This window comes from Massilia pinisoli (genome assembly GCF_024753285.1).
GTDB classification, from domain to species: domain Bacteria; phylum Pseudomonadota; class Gammaproteobacteria; order Burkholderiales; family Burkholderiaceae_D; genus Telluria; species Telluria pinisoli.
In genome coordinates this window covers 59,014-85,667 of sequence record NZ_JANUGW010000009.1, presented here as the reverse complement: position 1 = coordinate 85,667, position 26,654 = coordinate 59,014, and the positions used below count along the sequence as shown (strand labels likewise).

24 protein-coding genes and 2 tRNA genes are annotated in these 26,654 nt (G+C 65.8%); 11 read left to right on the top strand and 15 right to left on the bottom strand.

Translation table 11 applies throughout. From position 1 onward, the window contains the following. Nucleotides 1-9: 9 nt before the first annotated feature. Entirely contained in the window at nucleotides 10-432 is a 423-nt protein-coding gene (locus NX784_RS14200; RefSeq protein WP_258817330.1) for a DUF4149 domain-containing protein, read from the top strand. 98 nt (nucleotides 433-530) lie between these two features. Here NX784_RS14200 and yhbY read toward each other — a convergent pair whose 3' ends face one another. Further along, nucleotides 531-998, bottom strand: coding sequence for a ribosome assembly RNA-binding protein YhbY (gene yhbY / locus NX784_RS14195; RefSeq protein WP_258817329.1), 468 nt, complete (start codon nucleotides 996-998; stop codon nucleotides 531-533). A gap of 43 nt (nucleotides 999-1,041) precedes the next feature. Between yhbY and NX784_RS14190 the strand changes: the two genes are divergently transcribed. The 7 genes from NX784_RS14190 to NX784_RS14160 all read left to right on the top strand — a co-directional run bounded on the left by NX784_RS14190 (nucleotide 1,042) and on the right by NX784_RS14160 (nucleotide 7,416). Next, on the top strand, nucleotides 1,042-1,689 hold the full coding sequence (locus NX784_RS14190; RefSeq protein WP_258817327.1) for an RlmE family RNA methyltransferase: 648 nt from the start codon (nucleotides 1,042-1,044) through the stop codon (nucleotides 1,687-1,689). Nucleotides 1,690-1,930: 241 nt separating this feature from the next. Next, nucleotides 1,931-3,808 (top strand): ATP-dependent zinc metalloprotease FtsH, encoded by a 1,878-nt coding sequence (gene ftsH / locus NX784_RS14185; protein WP_258817325.1) that lies wholly within the window; start codon nucleotides 1,931-1,933, stop codon nucleotides 3,806-3,808. Nucleotides 3,809-3,903: 95 nt separating this feature from the next. Then, the gene (folP, locus tag NX784_RS14180; protein WP_258817460.1) at nucleotides 3,904-4,746 is read left to right on the top strand and encodes a dihydropteroate synthase; all 843 of its coding nucleotides are present in this window, start codon (nucleotides 3,904-3,906) and stop codon (nucleotides 4,744-4,746) included. Nucleotides 4,747-4,764: 18 nt separating this feature from the next. Beyond that, the gene (gene glmM / locus NX784_RS14175) at nucleotides 4,765-6,102 is read left to right on the top strand and encodes a phosphoglucosamine mutase (RefSeq protein WP_258817324.1); all 1,338 of its coding nucleotides are present in this window, start codon (nucleotides 4,765-4,767) and stop codon (nucleotides 6,100-6,102) included. Between the two features lie 57 nt (nucleotides 6,103-6,159). Further along, nucleotides 6,160-6,236, top strand: a tRNA-Pro gene (locus NX784_RS14170). Between the two features lie 71 nt (nucleotides 6,237-6,307). Beyond that, a tRNA-Arg gene (locus NX784_RS14165) sits at nucleotides 6,308-6,384 on the top strand. A gap of 78 nt (nucleotides 6,385-6,462) precedes the next feature. Beyond that, the gene (locus NX784_RS14160; protein WP_258817323.1) at nucleotides 6,463-7,416 is read left to right on the top strand and encodes an MBL fold metallo-hydrolase; all 954 of its coding nucleotides are present in this window, start codon (nucleotides 6,463-6,465) and stop codon (nucleotides 7,414-7,416) included. Between the two features lie 26 nt (nucleotides 7,417-7,442). Here NX784_RS14160 and NX784_RS14155 read toward each other — a convergent pair whose 3' ends face one another. After that, nucleotides 7,443-8,672: a family 1 glycosylhydrolase gene (locus NX784_RS14155; protein WP_258817322.1), complete on the bottom strand. Its 1,230-nt coding sequence runs from the start codon at nucleotides 8,670-8,672 to the stop codon at nucleotides 7,443-7,445. Nucleotides 8,673-9,156: 484 nt separating this feature from the next. Further along, the gene (locus tag NX784_RS14150; protein ID WP_258817321.1) at nucleotides 9,157-10,290 is read right to left on the bottom strand and encodes a hypothetical protein; all 1,134 of its coding nucleotides are present in this window, start codon (nucleotides 10,288-10,290) and stop codon (nucleotides 9,157-9,159) included. Between NX784_RS14150 and NX784_RS14145 the strand changes: the two genes are divergently transcribed. From NX784_RS14145 to NX784_RS14135, 3 genes are all read left to right on the top strand, one after another. After that, nucleotides 10,252-10,938 (top strand): TonB C-terminal domain-containing protein, encoded by a 687-nt coding sequence (locus NX784_RS14145; protein ID WP_258817320.1) that lies wholly within the window; start codon nucleotides 10,252-10,254, stop codon nucleotides 10,936-10,938. The two genes, NX784_RS14150 and NX784_RS14145, sit on opposite strands and share 39 nt — an antisense overlap. A 203-nt stretch (nucleotides 10,939-11,141) precedes the next feature. Next, complete coding sequence (locus NX784_RS14140) at nucleotides 11,142-12,260, top strand: polysaccharide biosynthesis/export family protein (protein WP_258817319.1); 1,119 nt, start codon at nucleotides 11,142-11,144, stop codon at nucleotides 12,258-12,260. Between the two features lie 61 nt (nucleotides 12,261-12,321). Further along, nucleotides 12,322-14,610: a polysaccharide biosynthesis tyrosine autokinase gene (locus tag NX784_RS14135; RefSeq protein ID WP_258817318.1), complete on the top strand. Its 2,289-nt coding sequence runs from the start codon at nucleotides 12,322-12,324 to the stop codon at nucleotides 14,608-14,610. 87 nt (nucleotides 14,611-14,697) lie between these two features. On the opposite strand, the gene NX784_RS14130 is transcribed toward NX784_RS14135, so the two are convergent. From NX784_RS14130 to NX784_RS14075, 12 genes are all read right to left on the bottom strand, one after another. Continuing rightward, nucleotides 14,698-15,927 (bottom strand): acyltransferase family protein, encoded by a 1,230-nt coding sequence (locus NX784_RS14130; RefSeq protein WP_258817317.1) that lies wholly within the window; start codon nucleotides 15,925-15,927, stop codon nucleotides 14,698-14,700. A 28-nt stretch (nucleotides 15,928-15,955) separates the two neighbouring features. After that, a complete protein-coding gene (locus NX784_RS14125; protein WP_258817315.1) occupies nucleotides 15,956-16,558 on the bottom strand; it encodes a phosphatase PAP2 family protein in 603 nt (200 codons plus the stop codon). Nucleotides 16,559-16,573: 15 nt separating this feature from the next. Beyond that, entirely contained in the window at nucleotides 16,574-17,164 is a 591-nt protein-coding gene (locus tag NX784_RS14120; protein WP_258817314.1) for a sugar transferase, read from the bottom strand. Further along, nucleotides 17,161-18,336, bottom strand: a complete 1,176-nt coding sequence (locus NX784_RS14115) for a DegT/DnrJ/EryC1/StrS family aminotransferase (RefSeq protein WP_258817313.1) — start codon at nucleotides 18,334-18,336, stop codon at nucleotides 17,161-17,163. The genes NX784_RS14120 and NX784_RS14115 overlap by 4 nt, the downstream gene beginning before the upstream one ends. After that, nucleotides 18,329-19,585 carry a glycosyltransferase family 4 protein gene (locus NX784_RS14110; RefSeq protein WP_307735982.1) on the bottom strand — a complete coding sequence of 419 codons (1,257 nt, stop codon included), beginning with the start codon at nucleotides 19,583-19,585 and terminating at the stop codon, nucleotides 18,329-18,331. The genes NX784_RS14115 and NX784_RS14110 overlap by 8 nt, the downstream gene beginning before the upstream one ends. After that, entirely contained in the window at nucleotides 19,573-20,358 is a 786-nt protein-coding gene (locus tag NX784_RS14105) for a hypothetical protein (RefSeq protein ID WP_258817311.1), read from the bottom strand. Before NX784_RS14105 ends, NX784_RS14110 begins: the two co-directional genes overlap by 13 nt. Next, nucleotides 20,355-21,047, bottom strand: coding sequence for a hypothetical protein (locus tag NX784_RS14100; protein WP_258817309.1), 693 nt, complete (start codon nucleotides 21,045-21,047; stop codon nucleotides 20,355-20,357). The genes NX784_RS14105 and NX784_RS14100 overlap by 4 nt, the downstream gene beginning before the upstream one ends. A 70-nt stretch (nucleotides 21,048-21,117) precedes the next feature. Next, the gene (locus NX784_RS14095) at nucleotides 21,118-22,281 is read right to left on the bottom strand and encodes a glycosyltransferase family 4 protein (RefSeq protein ID WP_258817308.1); all 1,164 of its coding nucleotides are present in this window, start codon (nucleotides 22,279-22,281) and stop codon (nucleotides 21,118-21,120) included. A gap of 163 nt (nucleotides 22,282-22,444) precedes the next feature. Further along, nucleotides 22,445-23,599, bottom strand: coding sequence for a DegT/DnrJ/EryC1/StrS family aminotransferase (locus NX784_RS14090; protein WP_258817307.1), 1,155 nt, complete (start codon nucleotides 23,597-23,599; stop codon nucleotides 22,445-22,447). A gap of 18 nt (nucleotides 23,600-23,617) precedes the next feature. Continuing rightward, a complete protein-coding gene (locus tag NX784_RS14085; RefSeq protein ID WP_258817306.1) occupies nucleotides 23,618-24,223 on the bottom strand; it encodes an acyltransferase in 606 nt (201 codons plus the stop codon). A 1-nt stretch (nucleotide 24,224) separates the two neighbouring features. After that, nucleotides 24,225-25,286: a Gfo/Idh/MocA family protein gene (locus tag NX784_RS14080; RefSeq protein WP_258817305.1), complete on the bottom strand. Its 1,062-nt coding sequence runs from the start codon at nucleotides 25,284-25,286 to the stop codon at nucleotides 24,225-24,227. Nucleotides 25,287-25,295: 9 nt separating this feature from the next. Continuing rightward, nucleotides 25,296-26,624, bottom strand: a complete 1,329-nt coding sequence (locus NX784_RS14075) for a nucleotide sugar dehydrogenase (protein WP_258817304.1) — start codon at nucleotides 26,622-26,624, stop codon at nucleotides 25,296-25,298. Nucleotides 26,625-26,654 lie beyond the last annotated feature (30 nt).

Below are 26,654 nucleotides of genomic sequence, written 5' to 3'. Positions count from 1 at the left end.
AACGCGCGCTTGCTACTCGCCGCCCTGTGGGCCGGCAGCGTGTGGGCCGTCAGCTATCTGGCCGCGCCGAGTGCGTTTACCGTCCTCGACAGCACGCAGGCAGGGAACGTCGTCGGCGTGATGCTGACGCGTTCGGCCTGGCTGGCGATCGCGCTGGCCGTGGTGCTGGGCCTGATCGTCGCGCGTGCGCGCGATGTGGACGCCAGGCGCCGGCACTGGCTGTTCGGCCTGATCGGCGCGATGCTGGCGTGCAGCCTCGTCGTCTATCTGGGCCTGCAGCCGATGATGGCGGCGATCCGCGAGGCGGCGGGGGCGGCCGGGGTGCGCGCGTCGCCGCAATGGGGCACGTTCGCGGCGCTGCATGGGGTGTCGCAGGTGTTGTACCTGGCCGAGAGTATCCTGGGCGCGATCCTGGTCGTGAAAGCGCGGTGATTCAGACGTTTGGTGGGCACCCCGTGCCCACCAAACGTGCGCGTCGACACATAAAAAAACCGGGGCAGCGGCCCCGGTTAATTTTTTTTGAAGAAGGGTTATTTCAACGCCGTCTTCTTAGTGCTGGCCTGGCGCGTCTTGGCCCGTTTGATGTTGCCGCCCTGGGTCACGCGCTCGTTCCCTTTCAGCAAGACCTTGGTGACGGACGGCTTCTTGGTGCCGCTGGGGCTCGGCTTGACGATGGTGACTTCGCGCAAGCCCTTGCCGGACTTGGTCGAACGTTCCTTGACGTCGTCCTTCTTCGGACGGTACAGGACGAGCAGCTTGCCGATGTGCTGGACCGGGGCCGCATCGAGTTCTTCGCAGATCCGTTCATAGATCGCGACGCGCTCTTCGCGGTCGTCGCCGAAGACGCGGACCTTGATCAGGCCGTGCGCGTCGAGGCTGGACGAGATTTCCTTCATGACAGCCTCGGTCAGGCCGTCTGCGCCGATCATGACGACAGGATTGAGTCCGTGGGCTTCCGCACGCAGCGCTGCACGCTCGACCGGTGTAAGTTTGATCATGATGTTATTTTGAGATACCTATTAAAAGCAGTATTTTACGCGAATGGCCAAGAACAAATTCAATAAAAACTGGATCCACGATCACATCAACGATCCCTATGTCAAATTGGCACAGAAAGAGGGCTACCGGGCCCGTGCGGCCTACAAGCTGAAGGAAATCGACGAAAGCGAAAAGCTCATCAAGCCGGGCCAGGTGATCGTCGACCTCGGGTGCACACCGGGCAGCTGGGGCCAGTACACGCGGCGCAAGCTGGCGGGCGGCGAGGAGGGCGGCATCAAGGGCACGATGATCGGCCTGGACATCCTTCCGATGGAGCCGATCGCCGACATGCATTTCATCCAGGGCGATTTCCGCGAACAAGAGGTGCTCGACGAGTTGGCCGGCGTGCTCGAGGGCCGCATGGCCGACCTCGTACTGTCCGATATGGCGCCGAATCTGTCCGGCATTCCGTCGGCGGACGCGGCGCGCATGGAGGATTTGATCGATCTTGCCATTGAGTTCTCTCAATCTCACCTCAAACCGTCCGGGGCATTGTTGGTGAAATGCTTCAAGGACATGGGTTTTACGCAAATTCTTGAGAAATTCCGGACCGAATTCAAGGTCGTGAAGCAGCTCAAGCCCAAGGCCAGCCGCGATAAATCGTCGGAGATTTTTCTGCTGGGGCGCGGTCTGAAGAATCCGGCCGGCTGAGTTTGCGAAAATCGCCGGCACCGCCCTTGATTTTCAGAAGTGCAACCGCACATCAGCATGGGACAACCCTATCCGTATCCATCCGGATGGAATGTTCGCCGTGCCTGCACAACGGAAATAAAAACCGTTTATAGTGGAGCATGGGCACCATGGGCGGGCGTGCGTGGCACGGGCTGCTTAATGCGGTAAAATCTGCCTTTGAAAAAATGGGAAAAGATGCGTTCGCATCAGAGGAGTCTTCGTGAATAATATGTTTTCCAAATCCGCCATCTGGGTGGTCGTCGCGCTGCTGTTGTTCATGCTGTTCAAGCAGTTCGACAACCACAGCGTCTCGGGCGGCAGCAAGACCATTGCTTATTCCGAGCTGCTCGATGACGTCAAGGCGAAACGCATCAAGGACGTCGTGATCGAAGGGTCGAGCGTCACCGCGACCCGTACCGACGACACCAAGGTCCGCACCACCGCCACCATGCTCGACCGCGGCCTGATCGGCGACCTGCGCGACAACAACGTGCACTTCGACGTCAAGCCGCCCGAGGAACCGTCGTTCCTCCAGCAAGTCTTCATCTCCTGGTTCCCGATGCTTCTGCTGATCGGCGTCTGGGTCTTCTTCATGCGCCAGATGCAGGGCGGCGGCAAGGGCGGGGCGTTCTCGTTCGGCAAGTCGAAGGCGCGCATGATGGATGAAACGAACAACACCGTCACGTTCGCCGACGTCGCCGGCTGCGACGAAGCGAAGGAAGAAGTGGGCGAGATCGTCGACTTCCTGAAGGACCCGACCAAGTTCCAGAAACTGGGCGGCCGCATCCCGCGCGGCGTGCTGATGGTGGGCCCTCCGGGTACCGGCAAGACGCTGCTGGCGCGCGCCATCGCCGGCGAAGCGAAGGTGCCGTTCTTCTCGATCTCCGGTTCCGACTTCGTCGAGATGTTCGTCGGCGTGGGTGCATCCCGCGTGCGCGACATGTTCGAGAACGCGAAAAAACATTCGCCGTGCATCATCTTCATCGACGAGATCGACGCCGTCGGCCGCCACCGCGGCGCCGGCATGGGCGGCGGCAACGACGAGCGCGAACAGACGTTGAACCAGTTGCTCGTCGAAATGGACGGCTTCGAGGCATCGTCGGGCGTCATCGTGATCGCCGCGACGAACCGCGCCGACGTGCTGGACAAGGCACTGTTGCGTCCGGGCCGTTTCGACCGCCAGGTGATGGTGGGCCTGCCGGACATCCGCGGCCGCGAACAGATCCTGAACGTGCACATGCGTAAAGTGCCGATCGGCACCGACGTGAAGGCCGACATCCTGGCCCGCGGCACCCCGGGCTTCTCCGGCGCCGACCTGGCCAACCTCGTCAACGAAGCGGCGCTGTTCGCCGCGCGCCGCAACAAGCGCCTCGTCGAGATGAGCGACTTCGAAGATGCGAAGGACAAGATCTACATGGGTCCGGAGCGCAAGTCGATGGTGATGCGCGAGGAAGAGCGCCGCAACACCGCGTACCACGAGTCGGGCCACGCCGTGATCGCCAAGCTGCTGCCGAAGGCCGATCCCGTGCACAAGGTCACGATCATGCCGCGCGGCTATGCACTGGGCCTGACTTGGCAGCTGCCGGAACACGACAGCCTGTCCGGCTACAAGGACAAGATGCTGGAAGAAATCTCGATCCTGTTCGGCGGCCGTATCGCCGAAGAGATCTTCGTCGGCCAGATGTCGACGGGCGCATCGAACGACTTCGCCCGCGCCACCAAGCTGGCCCGGTCGATGGTGACGAAGTTCGGCATGTCCGAGAGCATGGGCGTGATGGTGTACGAGGACAGCGAGAACGAAGGCTTCTTCGGCGGCTCCGTCAAGACCATCTCCGAAGCGACGCAGCAAAAGGTCGATGCCGAGATCCGCAGCATCCTCGACACGCAGTACTCGCTGGCACGCCGTCTGCTGGAAGAAAACCGCGAGAGGGTCGAAGTGATGACGAAGGCGCTGCTCGAATGGGAAACCATCGATGCGGACCAGATCAACGACATCATGGCCGGCCGCGAGCCGCGTCCGCCGAAGTCGGTGGTGCTGACCAAGCGCACGCCGCCGAACGACAACGGCGTCGCCCCGAACGCGACCGCTCCGGCCTGACGCGGCCCGGCCTGATCACCCTCGATCAGCGCACGGTCTCATAAAAGGCACCCGAGCGGGTGCCTTTTTATCGTTCATTGAGTTGGTGTTTTAACATGCGTCAATACCTGCAGTGCGGCCGTTTCGGCTATGACCTCGCCCAGCGCCCGTTGGTCATGGGCATCCTCAACGTCACCCCCGATTCGTTCTCCGACGGTGGTCGCTACCAGGCCCTCGAATTCGCCGTGGAGCGGGCCGAGCAGATGATCAAGGATGGCGTCGACCTCATCGACATCGGCGGCGAATCCACCCGTCCGGGCTCGCCCAGCGTGCCCGTCGACGAGGAGCTGCGCCGCGTCATGCCGGCGATTTATGCGTTGCGCGAACTGGGGTATCCATTGTCGGTCGACACGTGCAAGCCCGAAGTGATGCGCGAGGCGATCATCGCCGGCGCGGACATGATCAACGACATCAATGGCTTCCGGTCGCCGGGTGCCATCGACGCCGTGAAGGACAGCGATTGCGCGCTGTGCGTGATGCACATGCAGGGCACGCCGCAGGACATGCAAGCCGGTCCGGAATACGTCGACGTCGTGGCCGACGTGATCGCGTTCCTGCGCGAGCGCGTCGATGCGCTGCTGGCAGCCGGTGTGGCGCGCGAACGCATCACGGTCGATCCCGGATTTGGTTTTGGGAAGCGTGTCGAGCATAATTACGCTTTACTTCGAAACATAAGCCGTATGGAAAGCGAACTGGGCCTGCCTGTATTGGCGGGGCTGTCGCGCAAATCGATGATCGGGGCCGTGACGGGACGCAGCGTCGAGCAGCGCCTCGCGGGCAGCCTGGGCGGGGCGCTTGCTGCGGTAGCGCAGGGCGCGCGGATCGTCCGGGTCCATGATGTGGCAGAGACGGTGGACGCGCTGAAGGTCTGGCAAGCGGCCACTACGAATAATCAATAGACAACGAGAATTTAACTAATGGCACGTAAATATTTCGGTACCGATGGCATACGCGGCCTGGTGGGCAAGTCGCCCATCACGCCCGATTTCGTGATGCGCCTGGGTTATGCGGCCGGCAAAGTGCTGGCGAAAGACAACGCCAAGAGCGGACGTCCCACCGTGCTGATCGGCAAGGACACGCGTATTTCCGGCTACATGCTGGAAGCTGCGCTGGAAGCCGGTTTCTCGGCGGCCGGCGTCGACGTGATGCTGGCCGGCCCGATGCCGACCCCGGCCATCGCCTACCTGACGCGCGCGCTGCGGCTGCAGGCTGGTGTCGTGATTTCGGCGTCGCACAACCCGTTCCAGGACAACGGCATCAAGTTCTTTTCCGAGCATGGCACCAAGTTGCCGGACGCCGTGGAACTCGAGATCGAGGACGCGATCGACCAGCCGATGGGCTGCGTGTCGTCCGAAAAGCTGGGCCGTGCCACGCGCCTGCGCGACGCGCAAGGCCGCTACATCGAATTCTGCAAGAGCACGTTCCCGAACGAGCTCGACCTGCGCGGCCTGAAGATCGTCGTCGACTGCGCCCACGGCGCCGCGTACAACATCGCCCCGCACGTGTTCCATGAACTCGGTGCGGAAGTCATCGAACTGGGCACGAAGCCGGACGGTTTCAACATCAACGACGGCGTCGGCGCCACGGCACCGAAGGCGATGGCCGCGGCCGTCGTCGAGCACAAGGCCGACCTGGGCATCGCGCTGGACGGCGACGCCGACCGCCTGATCATGTGCGACGCCAAAGGCCGCCTGTACAACGGCGACGAACTGCTGTACGTGATGGTGCGGGCGCGCATGGCCACGGGACCGGTTGAGGGCGCCGTCGGCACCCTGATGACCAATATGGCACTGGAAGTCGCGTTCAAGGAGATGGGTATCGGCTTCGCGCGCGCGAAGGTCGGCGACCGTTATGTCCTGGAAATGATGCAGGAACGGGGCTGGCTGCTGGGCGGCGAAGGTTCCGGCCACCTGCTGGCGCTGGACAAGCACTCGACCGGCGACGGCATCGTCTCGGCGCTGCAGGTCTTGACCGCGCTCAAGCGCTCGGGCGGCGGCCTGGCGGATTGCTGCAGCGATTTGACGCTGTACCCGCAGACCTTGATCAACGTCCGTGTGCAACCGGGTACGGACTGGACGAAGAATGCCGCCGTCGTCGCGGAGAAGGAACACGTGGAACGCGAACTGGGCGACAACGGCCGCGTGCTGATCCGGCCGTCGGGCACGGAACCGCTCGTGCGCGTGATGGTGGAAGCGAAGAGTGCGGACCTGGCCGAGACGATGGCCAAGCGGATCGCGGCACGATTCGAAGTCTGATCGATCGGCGGGAGGCTTCATTGACGCTGCCCTCCCGGCGGGGTATGATCGTCCAATCGGAGTGTAGCGCAGCCCGGTAGCGCACCTGCTTTGGGAGCAGGGGGTCCAAGGTTCGAATCCTTGTACTCCGACCACCGTTTCGCAAACGGGCTGTCGCCGACGGCCCGTTTTCATTTCTGGGCCGTACTGCCGTACGGTCCTCAAACTGCCCATAGCTCAGTTGGATAGAGCATCAGCCTTCTAAGCTGAGGGTCGCAGGTTCGATTCCTGCTGGGCAGGCCATCCATCTTCCTCGTCGTGTCGTGCGGCCGTCGACCTCGGGCCCATGCTAGCCTTGCTCGACATTGGCGAGGAGGCGACATGACGTGGTACCGGATGCTCGGACGTGCGGTCGTGATGACGACGATGATCCTGTCGACTTGCGTCCCCACAAGCGTGCATGCGGCGCCGCCAACTCCTGCCGTTCTCGCGCTCAGGCTGCGGTCGCCGGACGCGGGCACGCCGCCCGGGCCCAATGGTACCGTACAGTTCATCGGCACCGCGACGGTGCTGATCCACTACCAGGGCTTCACGATCCTCACGGACCCCAACTTCCTGCACAAGGGCGAAGACGTGCATCTCGGGTACGGCATCACATCCGAGCGCCTCACGAATCCCGCCTTGGGGCTCGAACAATTGCCGCCAATCGACCTCGTGCTGCTGTCGCATTTCCACGATGATCACTTCGACAAGCTCGCGCAAGAGAAGCTCGACAAGAACATCCCCATCGTCACGACGAAAGAAGCCGCCGAGCACCTCAAACGCATCGGCTTCAAGCGCACCTTCGGGCTGTCGACGTGGGACCGCATCGACGTCGAAAAAGGCGAGGCGCGACTGCGTATCTCGGCAGCGCCGGGACGCCACGGCAAGGCCGGCATGCAACTCCTGCTGCCGCCCGTCATGGGCGCGGTGCTCGACTTCGGCCCGAATCTGGCGGCGCCGAGCCATCGGATGTACATCAGCGGCGACACATTGATTTACGACGACCTGAAGGCGATTCCGCAGCGTTTCCCCGACGTCGATCTTGCCCTGCTGCACCTGGGCGGGACGCGCATCCTGGGCGTGTTCAAGGTGACGATGGACGGCAAGGACGGGGTCAAGCTCATGCAGATCGTCCAGCCGAAAAAAGCGATTCCCATCCATTTCGACGACTACGACGTGTTCAAGTCTCCCCTGTCGGATTTCGCGCGCGAAGTGAAGGACGCCGGGCTCGAGCGGCAGGTCGTCTTCCTCGCGCACGGCGACACGTACACGTTCACGCCCAGCGAGCGCTGAGCGCGCCGCACCGTGCTCTCGATCGATCACTCGCTCTCTTCGGTGCGTGGGGCCATGGTCGCGTCCTCGTCGAAGGGCCAGCCGCTGGGCGGCGGCACGTGGCGCTGGAATTCGTGCGGCATCACGATCGGCACTTGCAGGCAGACGCTCTGCGTCGGCAGCACTTCCATCCAGGCGCGCACGAGTTCCTTGTAAGCAATGCCGACGGGACGGATCTTGCGGTCGAGGTCGAACAAGCCCAGCGCATTCACGTTGCCGTTATTTTCGCGCAGCGCGGTGTCCCAATCGACCTGGTCTGTGAGCGAATACCATGTGAAGCCCACCAGCGGCACGCCGTTGTTGCGCACGCGCAGGACATTGGCCCATTCCTTGCGCAACCAGTTGACGGCTTCGTCGCCGCGCGGCCCTTCCGACAGATTCGTTTCCGTGTGCATCACGGGCAAGCGGTAGCGGTTGTAGTACTGGTGCGTGATGACCGCATAGCCGAAGATCTCGCCGGCCGCGCGCGTCAATCCATCCGCAGACACGTAGTGCTCGTTCGTCTGGTAATAATCGTTGCCCATGATGCAGTGGTGCTTCAGATTATTGTTCAGGAAGAAGTGATACTCGTCCCGCGTCATCCCGTTGTCCATCATGTACTCGTACATTTCCGAATCGACGCGCCGGCCGTAGTTCAGGTCCAGCGACAGGAAGCGGCGGGAGTTGTAGAGTTCGGCGGGACCGATCGCGGAGGGGCTTTCTGCGTGAAAATACTCCGTCGATTCGCTCTGGATGAACAGCGCGTCCGGCCGTACTTGCAGGATGGCATGCATGGCCAAAATATTGGCCTTGACGAGGTTCTTCGTCGCGGTGACGAACGCGCGGTCCGTCGTCATCTGTTCGTTCCACCAGCCGTACAGCGCGGAAAAGAGGGCGCAGATCGACATCTCGTTGATGGGCGTGTACAACTGCAGCCACGGATAGCGACGCGCGAACGTGCCGGCATAATCGGCGAACAGCTCGGGAAAATCAGGGTTCTGGAAATTCCCGATCCAGTCGGGCACGCCGAAGTGGCACAGGTCGACGATCGATGCGATATTGCGCTGGCGCAGGTCGTTGAGCGAGAGGTCCGCGAATTCCCAGTCATAGCGCTTGGGACCGAGCCAGGTCTTGTGTAAGGGGGGACCGTAGCGCAGGACTTTCAGACCGAGTTCCTGCACCAGATCGAAATCCGTGCGCCAGTGGGTGTAGTGGCCGCACTTTTCCATTTCGTCCATCCGCACGCGACCGTTATTAATCGTCGGAATACTGTTTTCGATACCGGTGGCGAAAATAAATCCTGGCGACATACAGAACCTCTGGGCTGATCGGTCAAAATCATTGTAGCCGGGGATTACGAACAACGTTCCGAACCGTGCGCGGCCCCATTCGTGCGCGGCCACTTTACTGCCGAGTGTAAGCTGTGCTATCAATCAGGCAACGTTCCGTTCGCCATTCCTGACGTCCACGACCAGCATGCCCAACGCCACCGCGGCACGACCCGTACCGTCCATGGACGCCTCCCAGCGCCGGCTCGCGATGGGTGTACTGGTGTCCCTGCTGTTGCACGGCCTCGTGCTGTCGCTACAGTTCGGCATTCCCGGCCTGCGTCCCGGTCCCGGGGCGCCGATCGCGATACGGTTGGCACCGCCCCCTGCCGTGGTTCCCGTGCCGCTTGCGCCGGCACCCCAGCCTCCAGCGCCGATCACGGCCGCACCCGGCTCACCGGCACCTGCGCCGGCGGCGGCCGCGCCCATGCCGTTGGCGCAGGCGCGGCCGGATGCGCCGCCGAATGTGCCGCATCACGGCTTCAGGCTCGTCGATCCCGTCGTGCCTGCGCCGGCTCCGGCGCCGCCCGCGCCCGCACCGCCACCGCGGCGGCCGGCAAAACGCCGCCGCAAGGCGCCGGCGCCGCGCGTGGCCGATGGCTTGCACACACGCGTGATCGCACAGGAAGCGCAGCGGCCGACGACGTTCGAGATCCCGCTTCCGGCCGTGGAACCCGATCCCGCTCCGGAGCCGCCCGCCCGTGCGGAGGAATCTCCGGCGACGGAGAAGTCCGGCGCCGACGACACGGCGACCGGGGACGAGGCACAGGCCGAGAGAGCCCGTCTGGCGGACGAACGCGAGCGTGACCGCATCCGGCAGCGTGAAGCGGACGACGCCCGGCTGCGAGCCGACGCGGAGGACCGGCTGCGCGGGGACGCCCAAGAGCAACGACGGCAGCTCGCGGAACAGTCCGAGCAATTCGAGGCGGGGCTCGCCGCGCAGCGTGCCGCCGAAGACGCGCAGGCGCGCGCGCGTCAGGAAGCGGAGCGCCAGGCCGAACAGGAGCGCGCCCGGCAGTTGGCCGAGCAGCGACGGCAGCAAAGGGCTGAGCAGGAACGTGCCCAGCGGCTCGCCGATCAGCAACGGATGCAGCAGGCAGAGCAGGAGCGGGCACAGCAACTGGCTGAGCAGCAACGTCTGGAGCAGGCGCGCGCACAACAACTGGCAGAACAGCGGCGCATTCAGCAGGGCGAGCAGCGGCGGGCACAGCAGCTGGCAGAGCAGCAGCGTCTGCAGCAAGCCGAGCAGGAGCGGGCACAGCAGCTGGCAGAGCAGCAGCGTCTGCAGCAAGCCGAGCAGGAGCGGGCGCAACAACTGGCAGAGCAGCAGCGTTTGCAGCAAGCCGAGCAGCAGCGGGCACAGCAGCTGGCAGAGCAGCAGCGTCTGCGCCAAGTCGAGCTGGCGCGCACACAACAGTTGGCCGAGCAGCGGCGCCTGCAGCAGGCCGAGCAGGAGCGCGCTCGTCAGGAACAGGCGCGCGTCCAGCAGTTGGCCGAGCAGCGTCGCGCAGAGGAAGCCGTCCGCCAACAACTGGCCGACCAGGCCCGTGCGCGGCAGGCGGACGAAGAGCGGCTGCGTCAGGCACGCGCCGGCCAGGCCGACGACGGCGCGCGCCAGGCCGGGGAGCCGGCGAGCCCGGCCCGCGCCGGCACGGCCGCGGTCGACGGCGACGGGGCAGGGCGTGGCACCGGCACGCTCCCGCGTGCCGCGCTGGGCAGCGACATGGCCTCGCGGGCGCGCGAGATGATGCGCGGGATCGATATCCTGAAAGCCGTCCCGCAAGCGGTGCGTCCCGCGGAGGACGCGGCACGCGCCGTCCGGCGTGCGCTTGCGGAGGCCGTGCGCCGCGACGTCCCGCTACGCATGTACGTGGACAGCGTGCGCGAAAAGATCGAACGCAACGCGGTCCTGAGCGAAGCCCAGCTGGCGACCGACGTCGTGCGCACCGACCCCATCGTCAGCGTGGCGATCCGCAGCGACGGCACCGTCGAGGACGTCACCATCCTGCGGTCGAGCGGCCGCGCCGACGTCGACGAGTTCGTGCGCCGCATCGTGCGCCTGAACGCGCGTTACTCTGCCTTTCCGCCGAACGTCGCCGCGCATTACGACGTCGTGGAACTGCGGCGCGTGTGGCGCTTCGCCGGCGCCCTGCGCCTGCTGGAAGAGATGCGCTGACGACCGTCGGCACAAGTGGTCGACCTATGCGTGGTGCTTGACGTGCGCCAAAGTCCCGTCGGTTGAGCGGCTTACGCTGACTCTGATCGCCAGAGGCTGGCGGCTCACTCGACAGGCGACACATGCATGCTTCCATCACTCAATTTCTAAGACGGTCACGCCGTGCCGCGCCGGTGCGGGCGGGCGCGCGCGCATGGATGTCGATGCTGCTTGCGGGAGCATTGCTTGTCCTGCCATGGTTGTCCGGTGGCTTGCTGGCGGGCTGCGCGCCGGCCATCCATTTCCGTTCGCCGGACCACGCCGGCGCCGATGACCCCGCTCCGCCCACGGAAATGATCACCGAACAGCTGATCGCCGAGGAGCGCCAGCAACACCAGGTCCGCGCCAACGAGGATCTCGAACAGCTGCTGGTACCGAATCCGCCGGCCTACGCGATCGGCGGCGGCGACATCCTCGCCATCGTCGTATGGGACCATCCCGAACTGACGGGGGGCCTCGTCACATCGGCCAATTCCGATCCGGCCGTGTCCGCTGCGGCGGCGGCGAGCGCGAACGCGGCGCCGCAAGGCTTCGTTGTCGATCGCCAGGGCCGCATCCAGTTCCCGCTCGCGGGCCTGCTGACCGTCGAGGGACTCACCGAAGAACAGGCACGCGCACTGCTGACGTCGCGCCTCGCCCGATACCTCGCCCACCCGAACGTGACGCTGCGCGTGCAAGCCTACCGCAGCAAGCGCGTGTACATCGACGGCGAGGTCAAGTCGCCGGGCCTGCAAGCCATCAACGACATTCCGATGACGCTGGTCGAAGCCATCAACCGCGCAGGCGGCCTGCTGCCCATGGCCGACCAGAGCCGTATCGAGCTGGAGCGTGGCAAGGCGCATTACGCGATCAACCTGCGCGATCTCGTCCAGAAAGACATCAACCCGGGTCTCGTCATGCTCGCACCGGGCGACGTCGTGCGCGTACACTCGCGCGACGAAAGCAAGGTCTTCGTGTCCGGTGAGGTCGTGACCCCCAAGGCGCTGACCATGCACGACGGGCGCCTGACGCTCAACGAAGCGTTGGGGGAGAGCGGCGGCATCAGTCCGTTGAGCGGTGACGCGCGTCAGGTTTATGTGGTGCGCAAGACGCCGCAGCGCACGCGCGTGTTCCAGCTCGACGCACGCATCGCAGGTTCGCTGGCGATGGCCGAAGCATTCGAACTGCAGCCGAAGGACATCGTGTACGTGGCGGCCACGCCGCTGGCGAACTGGAACCGCAACCTGAGCCTGTTGTTCCCTGGCGCGCTGACGTCGGCGGTGAGCGCGGCCAGCCGACCCTGATACGCCGGGCTTTACGCCTTTTCAGCATGTGTCCGCATGCACCGACCTACGGAGCGATTCCATGAGTACCCACGGTGTGCCGCACGCCCTGTCAACCGTTCGTTCCCAGCCGCCTTTCCTCGGCGTGCCGTTCGACCCGAGCGTCGTCGACGCCGCGAGCGATGAGCCCGCGTTCAACCTGAAGGGTTACCTGAACACGCTGTACGACAGCCGGTGGCTGATCGGCAGCATCACGGCATTCGTCACCCTGGCGGCGGTGCTGTATGCGCTGGTCGCCAAGCCCGTGTTCGAGGCCGACCTCATGATCCACGTGGAGGAAGAAAGCCCGAACGCGTCGAAGAACATTCTCTCCGAGGCGTCCTCACTGTTCGAGACGAAGAAGGCGGCCATCGCCGAGATGGAGCTGCTGCGGTCGCGCATGGTCGTGTCGCGGGCGGTCGACAACCTGCAGCTGTACATCGATGTGCGACCCAAATACTTCCCCGTTGCCGGATTCTGGTTCGCCAACCAGAACGGCCAAGCTCTGTCGACGCCGGGCCTGCTCGGCTACGGAGGCTATGTGTGGGGCAGCGAAAAGGCCGACGTGTCGCTGTTCGACGTGCCCGACGCGTGGCTGGGACGCGAATTCACCTTGACGGCACTCGGCCAGAACCGTTTCCGGTTTTCCGGCGGCGGCCAGCGGATCATGTTCGACGGCGAAGTGGGCGTGCGCTATCGCGTACCGACCCCTGCCGGGGTGATCGAGCTGAAGGTCGGCCGGCTGGCCGCGAACCCCGGAGGTCGTTTCCGCCTTCGTCGCATGTCGCGCCTCGCCATGATCGAAGCGATCCAGAACGCGCTCGTGATCACCGAACAGGGCAAGCAGTCGGGCATCATCGAAGTCAAGCTGCAGGGCGAGAACGCGCGCCGGACGTACGCGGTGCTGAGCGAGATCGGCCGGGAATACATGCGCCAGAACCTGGCACGCAAGACGGAGGAGGCGGAAAAGTCGCTCGCTTTCCTCAACCAGCAGTTGCCCACCCTGAAGCGCCAGCTGGAACAGGCGGAAGACCGTTACAACCAGTTCCGGAACGCCCACGGTACGGTCGACCTGCAGGAGGAGGCGCGGATGAGCCTTGCCCAGGCCGGGGCGGCACGTGGGCGGCGCATGGATCTGATCCAAAAAAAGACGGAGTTGCTGGCGCGTTTCACGGAAGATCACCCGATCGTCGCCGCGATCAACCGCCAGATCAGGGAAGTCGATGCCGAGATCGATCAGGTCAACGTGCGCATCAAGGACTTGCCCGTACTCGAACAGGACGAAGCCCGGCTCACCCGCGACATCAAGGTCAATACCGACCTGTACACGGCCTTGTCGAACACGGCGCAGCAGCTGCGCCTGATCTCCGTGGCCCGGGTCAGCAACGTACGCATGGTCGACGCCCCGATCGCACCGGAAAAGCCGATCAAGCCGAATCGGCCGCTGATCGTCGCGCTTGCCGTCGTCACCGGCCTGTTCCTCGGCACGCTGATCGCGTTCACGCGCAAGGCAATGGCGGGCGGGATCGACGATCCGCAGGCCATCGAGCGCCTCCTGCGTGCGCGGGTCGTCTACGCGACGATTCCGCACAGCGTCCACCAGGACAAGCTGATGCGCAAGGCGCGAGGCGACGACGGCGCGTTGCCGCTGCTCGCCCAGGTTATCCCGGAAGATGCCGCCATCGAAAGCTTGCGCAGCTTCCGTGCCGCGCTCTTGTTTGCCATGCCCCACTTCCGGAACAACATCGTCATGTTCGCAGGGCCAACGCGCGGCCTCGGCAAGTCGTTCGTGTCCGCCAATTTCGCGGCCGTGATGGCGGCGAGCGGCAAACGCGTACTGTTGATCGATGCGGACCTGCGCAACGGCCAGCTGCACCGCTATTTCGGCATCGGCCGCGATCCGGGTCTGTCGCGTGCCATTCTTGGCCAAGCCGCGATCGACGAGGTGATCCATCACGACGTCGTGGAAAACCTCGACTTCATCCCGACGGGCGAGCTGCCGCCGAACCGATCCGAGTTTCTCCTACACTTGAATTTCGCCGGGCTGCTGCAACAGGTCGCGGCCCACTACGACCTCGTGCTGCTCGATCCGCCGCCACTGCTCGACGTCGCAGACGCCCTGATCGTCGGCGGACACGCCGGCACCGTGTTCATCGTGGCGCGCGCCGGCCACACGAACGAATCCGAGATCAACGAATCGATCAAACGGCTGAACCATGCCGGAATCTCGCCCCAGGGTGTCGTGTTCAACGACATGGCATTGCGCCTAGGCGCCTATGGCACCTATGCGAAGGTCACGCCGGCCGGGCACATCGGCTTCGCGGCAGGCTGAGCGGCGCCACGCGTGCCCGAGACGCGCACATAGCAGCGGAATCACGCGTCAACCTGGTGCCCCGTCGGCGGGACAGCGCGTCACCCATCACTTGATCGATGACGCCATCGACGTGCTCCGCAGACGCGGTTGCAGGGCATTCTTGACAGCGCGCCGCACCCGCGCCGTGCGGGACTCGAACAACAGGTAGCACAGCCACGCGGCGACGAGCAGCGCGAGCAACATGCCGCCATAGATCACACAGTCCAGTGGCGCATTCGGTGCGAGGCGATCGCGGCCAATCATGTGCCGGCCGATATATTGCAGGAGTTTGATGACGGGGATGTGCGTCACGTACAGCGTGAACGACAACTCCGACAGGAAGCGCGAGACGCGTGCGATGAGCCGCATCGACGATGATCGTACGGCGAGAGGTGCCTGCATCGTGGACAGGAAGACCAGCAGGGGCAGGCTGACCACGAGGTCTTGCGGGAACGATTCAAGGCTGAGGTCGTCGTTGCTGCCCCGTAGCCGGAAGTAAATCGAACACACGGCCACCAAGGCCAACAGGACGGTGCGCGTGCCGCGGCCACAGTCGATACGGATGCGCGAAAAGGCGGCGCCGAGCAGCCATAGCACGAAATAGACGGTGATCGGCAACCGGAGCGTCGTGCCCAGCAACAGCAGGAGCGCGGCAACCCCGAGCCGGCGCGTCCAGCTCGGACTCGTAAGCGCGATCACCAGCAAAGGGAACTCGATGTAGTACCACGTCTCATTTGCCAGGCTCCACAAGGCGTAATTGCCCCCGTAATTGTCGACAGCCATCGTCTGCAGACCGAGGAGATTACCGAAGAACGCGGTCGCCGAGTAGTCGTTGGCCGTGGAAACGTCGGTGCGCGTGGGATCGACAGCACCCGTCAGTATGCCGACGAGCAGCATGAGGCCAAGGGCGGGTACCAGCACGGTCCACAGACGCGTGAGCCGGTCGATCGCATAGACGCGCCAAGGCGAATCGCCACCCACCGCCGTGGTCGTCGCAGCACTGCCCGTTGCAGCCAGCTTGTTGAGCAGGCTGCCGCCGACCAGCCAGCCGCTGATCAGGAAGAAGACGACCACCGCATGGTGCGCGAAGCCTGTCGCGAAGGCCAGTACCTGATAGTGGATGGCGGGATGGCCGACGTCGCGCAGTCCCGGAAACATCTCGGCGCGCAGGTGGGCTGCCGCGACCTGCAGGGCCGCCAGACCACGCATCAGGGCAATCAGCAACGAGCAGCCGGTCGTGTTGCCGGGGCGGCTCTGTCGTTGCCAACGTATCGATGGACGATGCATGTGGTACATGGGGACTCCTGATAAGCGCCCCGGAACGTCAGCCACAAATGTTCCAGGAATGGGGATAGGCGTTGCCGGACAACGCTGTCGCGAGGCGGATCATCCAATAGCCGACGGAGACGGTCCGCAGCGCCCATGCCGTGACGGCGAACGCGAGCGCGGCGGACGCGAGTGCGACGTCGACTCGGGGCGCGGCGGTATCGCCCGCAACGTGGACGGTGGACACGAAGGCGGCCATGCCGACGACCCAGCCTGCGGCGGCCTCGATCGGTGTGTGTTCGCCAGCGCGGACGAGTGCCACGGCCACGACCGCGCCAAGCGCGAGCACCGCCACGCCGGCGGCGCTGCGGGCGGCGGACGGGCAGCGCTGCGCCAGCAACCAGCACAGCGTCGGGGCGGTGGCCGTGAAGCCGGCGGCATGGCCGCTGATGGCCTTGTAGCCCAGCGCCGGCACGCCCGTCGCCCATCCCAGGAAGGCGATCTTTGTCGCCGCAACGATGGCCAGCGTCAGCCCGAACGCGAGACTCCAACGGAGCGCGGCACGCCCCGCCCGGGCCGCGAGCAGCCAGGCGGCGATCGCACTGCCTGCCGGAAGGGTGAGGGACAGGTCGCCCAGGTGGAACAGCTTGGACCAGAGCATGGCGTCGATGACTCGCTACCTGAGGATCGCGCCCAGTGTCCGGACAAGGATGCACAGGTCGAGCCAGAATGAACGGTCGCGCACGTAGCGCTGGTAATACTCGAGCTTCACGGGGAGGATCGTCTCGATATATTCACGTTCGGGATCCGGGGCGCGGCCGAGGATGTCGTTCTCGTCCTTGTACAGGATGGCAGCGAGGTCGGTGATGCCTGGCGCCGCCGACAGGACCGTCTGCCGGACCGCCGGCGGATAGCAGTCGACGTAGCGCGGCACTTCGGGCCGCGGGCCGACGAGGCTCATCGTACCCGCCAGTACGTTGAGGAGTTGCGGCAGCTCGTCCAGCTTCGTGCGCCGCAGGACACGGCCGGCGCGGGTGATGCGCGGATCGTGGCCGACCGTCAGCTGGCGCCCGTGGTCGGGGTGAATGACCATGGTGCGGAATTTGACAATGTCGAATAGCCGGCCGTGTCGCCCGACGCGCCTCTGGCGGAACAACGCCGGGCCGGGCGAGTCGAGCCGGATCCACAGCGCGATCGCGAGCAGCACGGGCGCGAGGACAACAAGGCCGCAACCGGCCGCCACGACGTCGAACAGGCGCTTGCTCATGCCAGCAGCTCGCGCAGGTGCCCGATGACGCGGTCCTGGTCGGCGTCGCTCATCTTGGTGTACAGCGGCAGCGTGAGCATGCGCGGATAGCACGCCTCGGCCACGGGGAACCGGGCGGGCGACAGGTCGCAGGTGTCGCGCCAGTAGGGCTGGCGGTGCAGGGGAATGAAGTGCACGCTGGTGCCGATGCCGCGCCGGGCGAGCTCGCCGATCAGGTCGTCACGCCCGAGCGGCGCGCCGGGCGCCAGGCGGACGACGTACAAATGCCACGCATGCGTGCAGGCGCCGTCGGGCCGGGCCGGCAAGTGCAGTGGCAGATCGGCGAGGCCGTCATGGTAACGCCGTGCCAGATCAGTGCGGCGGAAGGCGAAGCGGTCGATCTTGCGCAGTTGCTCGATGCCGATGGCAGAAGCGATATCGGTCAGGTTGTACTTGAAGCCGGCAGCCACGACTTCGTAGTACCACGCGGGCTTGTGCGACACGTAGCGGTCGAAGGCGTCGTGGCTGATGCCGTGCAGGCGCATGACGCGCACGCGCTGCGCGAGGTCCGGATCGCGTGTGACGACCATACCTCCTTCGCCCGTGGTCATCGTCTTGTTGGCGTAGAAGCTGAATACGGTGATGTCGCTGTCCAGTGTGCCGACCAGGTGGCCGTTGTAACGTGTCGGGAATGCGTGGGCCGCGTCCTCGACGACGCGCAACCCGTGGCGCCGCGCCAACGCCAGCAGGCCGTCCATGTCGCAGGCCAGGCCTGCATAGTGGACGGGGACGATCGCGCGCGTGCGCGGCGTGAGCGCCGCTTCGACGGCGGCCACGGACAGCGTCATCCGGTCCGGTTCGACGTCGACGAACACGGGGCGCGCGCCCAGGTAGCGCGCGACCTCGGCCGTGGCGGTAAACGTGAGCGTGGGAACGATGACCTCGTCGCCGGGGCCGATGCCGAGGCTTTCCAGCGCCAGGTGCAGGCCCGCCGTGGCCGAGTTCACGGCGATCGCTTGCACGCCGCCTCCCAGGTAGGCGCCGAAATCCTGTTCGAACCGGCGCGTGACGGGACCGGTCGTGACCCAGCCGGAACGCAGGCACGCGACGACGGCGTCGATCTCCGCGTCGTCGATGTCGGGCAGCGCGAACGGCAGGAACCGTGCTGGGGCTTGGGTCGGGGCGTCAGGCATGGCAGTGGTCTCCGGCGAGTGCGGCGAGGAAGCGTTCTCCAAGGACGGGATACGCGTGGTTGGCGAGTACATGGGCGCGTCCGCGCCGGCCCAGTGCTGCGCGCGCGGACGCGTCCAGCGCGTGCAGCGCGAGGACGGCGTCGGCGATGGCTTGCGGATCGTTCGGTGGCACCGTCAATCCGCAATCCGCTTCCCTGACGGGGTCGTTGCCGGCATCCACGGCATGCACGATCGGGCAGCCGGCCATCATGTAGTCGAGCAGCTTGTTCGGTGAAATGCCGAAGCGGTACAGTGGCTGACGCTGCCAGCCGATGTAGGCGGCGTCGAAGTGTGCCAGCAGGGCCGGCACCTGGGATTTCGCGACCGGATCGATGAAGTGCACGTTGTCCAGACCGAGCTCGGCAGCGCGTCGCATCAGCCCCGGTTTCTCGGGACCGGTTCCGACCAGCACGATGGCGACCGGATGGCCGCGCAGGCGGCGCGCCGCGTCGAGCAGCGTGTCGAGCGCGTTCGCAACGCCGTGCGTGCCGGCATAACCGACGACGAACCGGCCCTGCCGTCGGAGCCCGTCGAGCATCGCGTCGAGCCCGGCAGGCAAGGGCGCCTTGTTCCCTTCCCACTCCGCCGGGTCGACGCCGTTCGGCACGACGTGCAGCTTGTGGGGGGCCATGCCTTGCGCCTCGAGGTGCGGGCGCACCTTTGGCAGGATCGACACGATGCCGTCCGCGCGGCGGCACGCGAAGTCTTCGGCCGCTTGCAGCAGCATGATGAACGGATGACGGCGCGAGCAGCCGCCCAGTTCCATGGGCGTCAAAGGCCACAGGTCGTGCACCTCGTGCAACAGGCGGGCCCCCGCGTGGCGCGCGATCCGGGCCGCCGGCCAGATGTCGAGCGGATACGTGCTGGATGCGATGACGGCGTCCGGCCGGACGGTCCGCGCCAGCTGCTCGCCCGCCGCGGCCAGGCGCCACAGGAACGCCGCCATATTGCGCACCCGCGCAGCGCCGTTGCCGCGATACGAGGGCGCCGCAAGCCATATGTAGTCGATGCCGTCGATGACCTCGTCCATGCGCGCACGCCCTCCCATCTGCGGCGCCTGCGTGCGCACGTGCGAGGCGGAGGCGGCAACGATCGTGACCCTGTGGCCCGCCCGCACCCATTCGCGCGCGAGGTAGTACGGACGGTACTCCATGCCGTGGCGTACCGATCCGGCGTAATGGTTGATCAGCAGGATATTCATGTGTGCCATACCACTTCCTCGGCCAGACGCACCATGTTGCAGCGGGTGCTCTCGAGCCAGTTCGTCTCCCATTGCACGGGATGCGTCAGCAAGCAGATGCGGTCGTGGCGTCCGAGCGCGTCGAACGGCGACACGGGAGCGTAGTACATGGGATGCGGGCGGTCGCTGATGTACACGTCGAAGTGCCGCAGCAGATCGGCGTCGTACGATTCGCATTCGATGCCGCAGCGCCGGCGCAATGCCGGATCGCTCAGCAGCTCGTGGTTGATCACCTGCAGGCGGCGATTCGCGAAGTCGCCGTGGCTGGCGACCGTCGTCATCGGCCTGCCCAGCCGCTCGCCGATACGCATGAAGTTACGCACGAACAGTTCGCGGATCTCGGGAAAACGGGCGCGCACGTCGTCGCCGCGGCGCAGGCGATGGCGCTTCGCAAAAGTCGCGACCTCCTCGTAGTGGTAGCTGGCTTCACTCCCCGCCGCTTCGATGGCGCGCATGAAGCCATAGTCCAGCGTGCTCAGGCGAAAATAATAGCTGGCGTGCACACCGTGCCTCGTCTCCAGCGCGAACATCTTGCGGGCCGTGCGCAGGTCGCTGTCGATGTCGTGGCGGTGCACGAGTACCTTGTCCAGCGTGCACGCCTGGCGCAGGATCGCGCCATGGAATTCGCGCACGGAGAGCTGCCGGTAGCCGCACTGGGCCGCACGGACGAGCATGGCTTCGTACTCGGCCAGGCGCGACGGCATCAGGTAGTCCGCATAGAGGCGGTTGAGCAGCGTCTTCATTGCAGGCTGTACCTCACGCGATAGGGCTCGAAGCCGACGACGCGCTTGAAGTTCTGCAGACCCGCGCGCGCGCCGAAGAACGTGTCGTACATCACGTAGCGCACGCATTGCCGCTCGATGAGGCGCATGACGATGTCGACGACGAGCAGGTGCATGATGCCGTCGTTGTTGCGCAGGCCGATCAGTTGCGAGAACGCGCTGAAATTGCCGTAGCGTCCGATGTTCGCGTACGCGACCAGCCTGCCGTCGTTGTCCAGGACACCGTAATAATCGAAGTGCGGTTGGCGCTCGAACCGCGCGAGCTTCTGCAGATACCGCTGATCCATCGGTCGCCCCTGGCGCGTCTCGAGCGACGTGTTGATGGCATGGATGTCGTCGACGTAGTCGTTGCGATCGATCTCCGTGCTGACATAGCCCCGCGTGCGGGCGCGCCTGGCGTGCCATGCACCGCGGTTCTTGCCCTGGAGCGCGTCGACATACGCGGTGGCGGCGGGGAAGCGCGCGAGGTCGATCAGTGCCGCGCCGATCGTCTTGTGCCGGATGAGCTTGTAGCGCGGATGTGGCTTCGTGTAGTAGCGATAGGTCGCCTCGATGTCGCCGGGCTCGATCCGGGCATCGAAGTGCAGGTCGGCCTGCGGGAGGCTGAGGACCTGGCGCAGCGTGTCGAAGTGGCGCAGCAGGGTAGTCATGGTACGGGTCGATTCACAGTGGTCGCTGGTTGTGGCAATGTGGCGGTTGTGCTGTGGCGCAGGTCGCGGTTCAGGGGCACCTGGCGTGCAACCCGTCTCCCCGGTCGTGGCGGCAATGGGCAGCGGCGGCCGGCAGCAGGGCGTCGTAGAATGCCGCGAGTTTGCCGGCTTCGCTTTCCCAGTTGTAGCGCGCGAGGACCGCGCGGCGCCCGTTCTCGCCCATGCGCCGCGCAATGTGCGGATGACGGCAGAAATGGTCGATGGCGGCGGCAATCGCGGCCGGATTGCCGGGATCGACGCAGACGCCGCACCGGTTGCCCTCGACGATGTCCTGCCAGAGCGGGAAGCGCGAGGCGATCACGGGCAGGCCGGCGGCCATGTACTCGAACATCTTGACCGGTAGCGCGTCCAGATAGTTGACGACCGGATGCAATGTGACCAGGCCCGCCATTGCGCGCCGCATTACCTGCTGCACGCCGACGCGGTCGAGGTGGCCGTGCGCCTGGACCCGCGCCCAACCAGGCAAGGCCGCGACCTCGCGCGCCAGCGCCGGCTCCGCGAACGTGCCGACGAGGGCCAGGCGTGCCGGCGAATGCAGCAGTTCGCAGGCGCGCACCAGTTCGCGGATGCCGCGGATCGCGGAGATGCTGCCGACGTAGCACACTTCCTGTGCCTTGCGGTCCCATTGGGGCGCGCCGGCGAATTCCTGCAGCAGCGGATAGTTGTTGACGTCGATCGTGCGGGGATGCACATGGGCCAGCCGGGTTCGGATGAACGGCGTCGCGGTGATCAGGCCGTCGAAGCGGCGACACACGTAGTCCTCGTAGATGCGGAACGCACCGGACAGCAACCGCCGCGACAGCTTGCCGAGGTAGGGCTTGGCGAGGAGCTGCGTGGGTACGTCTTCGTGGGAATCGAAGATTACGCGCTTGCCGAGGCGCTTGATGCGCAGGCCTGCCGGCAGCAGCTCCGGGTCGTGCAGCTGATAGACGTCCGCGTCGAGCCGCAGCGCCGCGCGCAGCACGCGCCGTGTCGTCCTCAGCATCCGGTCGATGCGTCCGCCAGGGCGGCCCACGTCGACGATGCGCACGCCGTCGGCAGTTTCGTTGCCCAGGCCGTCGGCCACCACCAAGGTGACGTCATGCCCCCGTTCGTGCAAGCTCCGGCATTGCTTGACGAAGATCCGGGTGTCGTAGCGCGGATGGGCTGAGGTCAGATGGACGATATTGGCCATGGTTTCTCCCGTACCGGTATTGCGCATGGGCGCAGATCGCGGCACAGATCGCGGCGGCGACCGGCATGCCGGCGAAGGCTTGGGGCCATATGCGCGGCGCGAATCACCGGATGAATGCCGAAAGACCGCGGCCGGTGGCGCCGTGATTGCCGACGGGGCAGGCTCATACGGACACCGCAACCGTTGCGCCAGTTGCTGGCTCGTGGAGGACGGACGGATCCTTCGCGGACGTGCCGACGGCGTCCAGCAGCGCCGCGCACACCTCGCGGATGTCCTCGTCGGGCAGGTAAGGCCCCATCGGCAGGCTCATCACCTTGTCCGCCAGCGCGTGCGCGACCGGACAGGCCGCGTTTCCACTCACGTGGACATACGCCGGCTGCAGGTGGATCGGCACCGGATAGTGCACGGCCGTCGGCACGCCGGCGTCCTGCAAGGCGCGCTGGACCTCGTCGCGCCGCTCGACGAGTACCGTGTACTGGGCGAATGCGCTGGTGCGGTCGGAAGCGCGGCCGATGAGGCCGACCTTGCCAGCCAACAGCGCGTCGTACGTGGCTGCGGCGCGCCGGCGCTGCGCCAGTTCCCAGTCGAACAGGCCGAGTTTCGCCAGCACGATCGCGCACTGCAGCGTGTCCATGCGGCCGCCGACGCCGATCCGCGTGTGAACGTAGCGCCGGCTCTGGCCGTGCACCCGGATCTCGCGCATGGCGCGCGCGAGGCTGTCGTCGCTCGTGAACAGCGCGCCGCCGTCGCCGTAGCAACCGAGCGGCTTGCTGGGGAAGAAACTCGTGCATCCTATCGTGGACAGGTTGCCGCTGCGGCGGCCGCGGTAGTCGGCGCCGAAGCTCTGGGCGCCGTCCTCGATCACGGGTAACCCGTGGCGCGCCGCGACGGCATTGATGTCGTCCATGTCTGCCGGCTGGCCGTACAGCGAGACGGGCACGATGGCGCGCGTGCGCGGTCCGATGCGGGCTTCGACGAGGGACGCGTCGAGGTTGCCGGTACGGGCATCCACGTCGACGAACACGGGGAGGGCGCCCAGCAACACGATCACCTCGGCCGTCGCGATGAACGTGAACGGCGTCGTGATGACTTCGTCGCCCGGCCGGACACCGAGCGCCATCAGGGCGATCAGCAAAGCCTCGGTGCCCGACGCAACCGTGACGCAATGGCGCGCGCCCGTGTATGCGGCGAGGCGCTCCTCGAGTTCCGCGACTTCTGGGCCCAGGATGTATTGGCCGTGGTCGAGCACGGCCCGGATGCGCCGGTCGATCACGTCGCGCGATGCCTGGTACTGCGATTTCAGGTCGATGAATTCCATGATGGTCCGTGGACGGGTTCAGGATCGATGGGCGGCCGGGCGCAGGGTGCAGGTCCCGTCCCGCAGTTCGTAGACGTCGCCCGTGTGGGGGCACGTGGCCTCGCCGACGCCGGACAGCGGCAGCGCGAGGCGTTCGCCGAAGCGGCTGATCCAGCCGAGCTGGCGTGCCGGGACGCCGGCCATGAGGGCGAAGTCCGCCACGTCGCGCTTGACGACAGCGCCCGCGCCGATGAAGGCGAAGCGGCCGATCGTCACGCCGCAGACGATGGTGGCGTTGGCACCGATGCTGGCGCCGCGCTTGACGACGGTGCGGCGGTACTGGTCCTTGCGGACGATGCCGGCGCGCGGGTTGTAGACGTTCGTGAAGACCATGCTGGGCCCGCAGAAGACCTCGTCCTCAAGCGTGACCGCGTCGTAGACGGATACGTTGTTCTGGATCTTGACCCCGTTCCCGATCACGACGTCGTTGCCGACGAAGACGTTCTGGCCGAGCGAGCAGTCGGCGCCGATGCGGGCGCCGCCGCACACGTGCGCGAAATGCCAGACGCGCGTTCGGGGCCCGAGGACGGCGCCCGCATCGACGATCGCGCTGGGATGGACGGCGTGGATGTCATTCGCGTGCATGTCAGTACTCCAGGGGCAAGGCGACGCGCCGGCCGTCGCGCGCGGACATATAGGCGGCCACGAGCACTTCCAGGGACTTCAGGCCTTCGCGCCCGTCCGTCTCTGGTTCGGCCTCGCCGCGCAGCACGCGGATCACGTTGTCGTAGTACAGCGGATGGCCGAAGCCGTAAACCGACGTCGTCTGGTAGCTGGCATTGGCAACGAGCGCGTCGTCGGGGTCGGGTGTGGCGAACTCCCATTGCTGGATCTCGTTGACGGCGACGCCCCCGATGCGCACGGTGCCGTGTTCCCCCAGCACCGTGATCGAGCCTTCCAGGTTGCGTGGGTACGTGAGCATCGTGACGTTCATCGAGCCGAGCGCGCCGTTGCGCCAGCGCAGGCTGATGACGCCCGTATCCTCGACCTCGATATCGCGTGCCAGCGTGGCCGTATAGGCCTGCAGGCTCTCGACGGGACCGACGATCCAGTCGATCAGGTCGACGTAATGGCTGGCCTGGTTCATGAAGGCGCCGCCGTCGAATTCCCACGTGCCGCGCCAGCCGGCGCTCTGGTAATACTCGGGAGGGCGCGTCCAGAACACGTTCAGGTTGACCATGTAGATACGGCCGAAGCGCTTCTTGTCGACGGCACGCTTGAGCAGTTGCAGCGTGGCGTTGCGGCGGTTCTGCTTGACGACGAACAGCCGCACGCCCGCCGCGTCGGCCGCAGCCACCATGCGCTTGCCGTCATCCCAGCGCGTGGCCATCGGCTTTTCCGTGACCACGTGGCGGCCCGCCTGGGCGACGCGGATAGCCTGTTCCGGGTGCAGCCCGGACGGTGTCGTGACGATGAAGGCGTCGGCCGCGCAGTCGCGCAGCATCGTCTCCAGGCTCGTGTAGGCCGCCGCACCGGTGGCCCCGACGGCGCGGTCGAGGGCGCGCGGGTCGACGTCGCATACGCCGACCAGCTGGGCGCGGTCGTGATGCTGGCGCAGCGCTTCGAAGTGGTTGGCCGCGATGCGGCCGCAGCCGACGAGCGCGAAGCGGATCTTGCGGTCCGTGATGGGAGCGGGATAGTGGCGCACGGCGGCTCCTCAGGCTTGGACGACGTTCGGCAGCGGGGCCGTGTAGACGCCGCGGGTATCGACGATCAGCGTGGCGTACTGGCGCACGAGGTCGTAGTCGAACGCGCTGTGCGCCGTGGCGAGCAGCACGATGTCGTACGACGCGATGCGCTGCGGCGTGAGTTCGACGCTCCTGAGGTCGAAGCGGTGCTCGCGCATGCGCGGGAACACCGGCACGTGCGGGTCGGAATAATCGACCACGGCCCCCTTGTCGCGCAGGATCTCCATCAGTTCGACCGACGGGGATTCGCGCATGTCCTCCACGTCCTTCTTGTAGGCGATGCCGAGCACCAGCACCCGGCTGCCCATGACGGCCTTGCCGCGGCTGTTCAATGCGTCCACGAGCTTGCCCACGACCCAGTGCGGCATGTCGCTGTTGATCTCGCCGGCGAGTTCGATGAAGCGCGTGTGCAGACCGTATTCGCGCGCCTTCCACGTGAGGTAGAACGGGTCGATCGGGATGCAGTGTCCGCCCAGGCCGGGACCCGGATAGTACGGCGTGAAGCCGAACGGCTTCGTGGCGGCCGCGCGGATCACCTCGTGGATGTCGATCCGCATGCGGTCGGCGATGATCTTCATCTCGTTCACGAGGCCGATGTTGACGGCGCGATGAATGTTTTCCAGCAGCTTCGTGAGTTCGGCGGCGCGGGTCGAGCTGACGGGAACGACGCGGTCGATCGCGGGACTGTACAGTGCGACGCCGGCTTCCAGGCACGCGGGCGTGACGCCGCCGCAGACCTTCGGAATCGTCCGGGTATGGAAGTCGGGATTGCCGGGGTCTTCGCGCTCGGGCGAGAACACGAGGAAGACGTCGCGCCCGATCACGAACCCGCGCGACTCCAGCCGCGGCTTGAGTTCTTCGTCGGTCGTGCCCGGGTAGGTCGTGCTTTCCAGCGACAGGACCTGGCCCGGCCGCATGAACGGCAGCAGGGCGTCCGTCGTGCCGAGGACGAACGACAGGTCGGGCTCGCGATAGGCGCCCAGCGGCGTCGGCACACAGATGATCAGGGCGTCCGCTTCGTCGGCACGTGAGAAGTCGGTCGTGGCTTCGAAGCCGTTCGCGCGCGCGCGGGCCAGGTCGGTGGTCGCGATATGGCGCAGATAGCTTTCCCCGCGGTTCAGGCGGTCGACCTTGTCGCCGTCGATGTCGATGCCGAGCACGCGAAAGCCGGCCTCGGCGTAGCGCAAGGTCAGCGGCAGGCCCACATAGCCCAGGCCGACGATGCCGATGACGGCGTCGCGCTCACGCAGCCGCGTCGTGAGCTGTTCGAGATAGGCCGGTTTGCTTTCGTCACGCATTGTTTCCTCGCCAAACGGGTGGGTGGATGC

Coding starts and splice junctions, on each gene's coding strand:
- yhbY (WP_258817329.1), bottom strand. CDS start 998: ATGATCAAACTTACACCGGTCGAGCGTGCAGCGCTGCGTGCGGAAGCC.
- NX784_RS14190 (WP_258817327.1), top strand. CDS start 1,042: ATGGCCAAGAACAAATTCAATAAAAACTGGATCCACGATCACATCAAC.
- folP (WP_258817460.1), top strand. CDS start 3,904: ATGCGTCAATACCTGCAGTGCGGCCGTTTCGGCTATGACCTCGCCCAG.
- glmM (WP_258817324.1), top strand. CDS start 4,765: ATGGCACGTAAATATTTCGGTACCGATGGCATACGCGGCCTGGTGGGC.
- NX784_RS14160 (WP_258817323.1), top strand. CDS start 6,463: ATGACGTGGTACCGGATGCTCGGACGTGCGGTCGTGATGACGACGATG.
- NX784_RS14155 (WP_258817322.1), bottom strand. CDS start 8,672: ATGGACGAAATGGAAAAGTGCGGCCACTACACCCACTGGCGCACGGAT.
- NX784_RS14140 (WP_258817319.1), top strand. CDS start 11,142: ATGCTGCTTGCGGGAGCATTGCTTGTCCTGCCATGGTTGTCCGGTGGC.
- NX784_RS14135 (WP_258817318.1), top strand. CDS start 12,322: ATGAGTACCCACGGTGTGCCGCACGCCCTGTCAACCGTTCGTTCCCAG.
- NX784_RS14130 (WP_258817317.1), bottom strand. CDS start 15,927: ATGTACCACATGCATCGTCCATCGATACGTTGGCAACGACAGAGCCGC.
- NX784_RS14125 (WP_258817315.1), bottom strand. CDS start 16,558: ATGCTCTGGTCCAAGCTGTTCCACCTGGGCGACCTGTCCCTCACCCTT.
- NX784_RS14120 (WP_258817314.1), bottom strand. CDS start 17,164: ATGAGCAAGCGCCTGTTCGACGTCGTGGCGGCCGGTTGCGGCCTTGTT.
- NX784_RS14115 (WP_258817313.1), bottom strand. CDS start 18,336: ATGCCTGACGCCCCGACCCAAGCCCCAGCACGGTTCCTGCCGTTCGCG.
- NX784_RS14110 (WP_307735982.1), bottom strand. CDS start 19,585: ATGGCACACATGAATATCCTGCTGATCAACCATTACGCCGGATCGGTA.
- NX784_RS14105 (WP_258817311.1), bottom strand. CDS start 20,358: ATGAAGACGCTGCTCAACCGCCTCTATGCGGACTACCTGATGCCGTCG.
- NX784_RS14100 (WP_258817309.1), bottom strand. CDS start 21,047: ATGACTACCCTGCTGCGCCACTTCGACACGCTGCGCCAGGTCCTCAGC.
- NX784_RS14095 (WP_258817308.1), bottom strand. CDS start 22,281: ATGGCCAATATCGTCCATCTGACCTCAGCCCATCCGCGCTACGACACC.
- NX784_RS14090 (WP_258817307.1), bottom strand. CDS start 23,599: ATGGAATTCATCGACCTGAAATCGCAGTACCAGGCATCGCGCGACGTG.
- NX784_RS14085 (WP_258817306.1), bottom strand. CDS start 24,223: ATGCACGCGAATGACATCCACGCCGTCCATCCCAGCGCGATCGTCGAT.
- NX784_RS14075 (WP_258817304.1), bottom strand. CDS start 26,624: ATGCGTGACGAAAGCAAACCGGCCTATCTCGAACAGCTCACGACGCGG.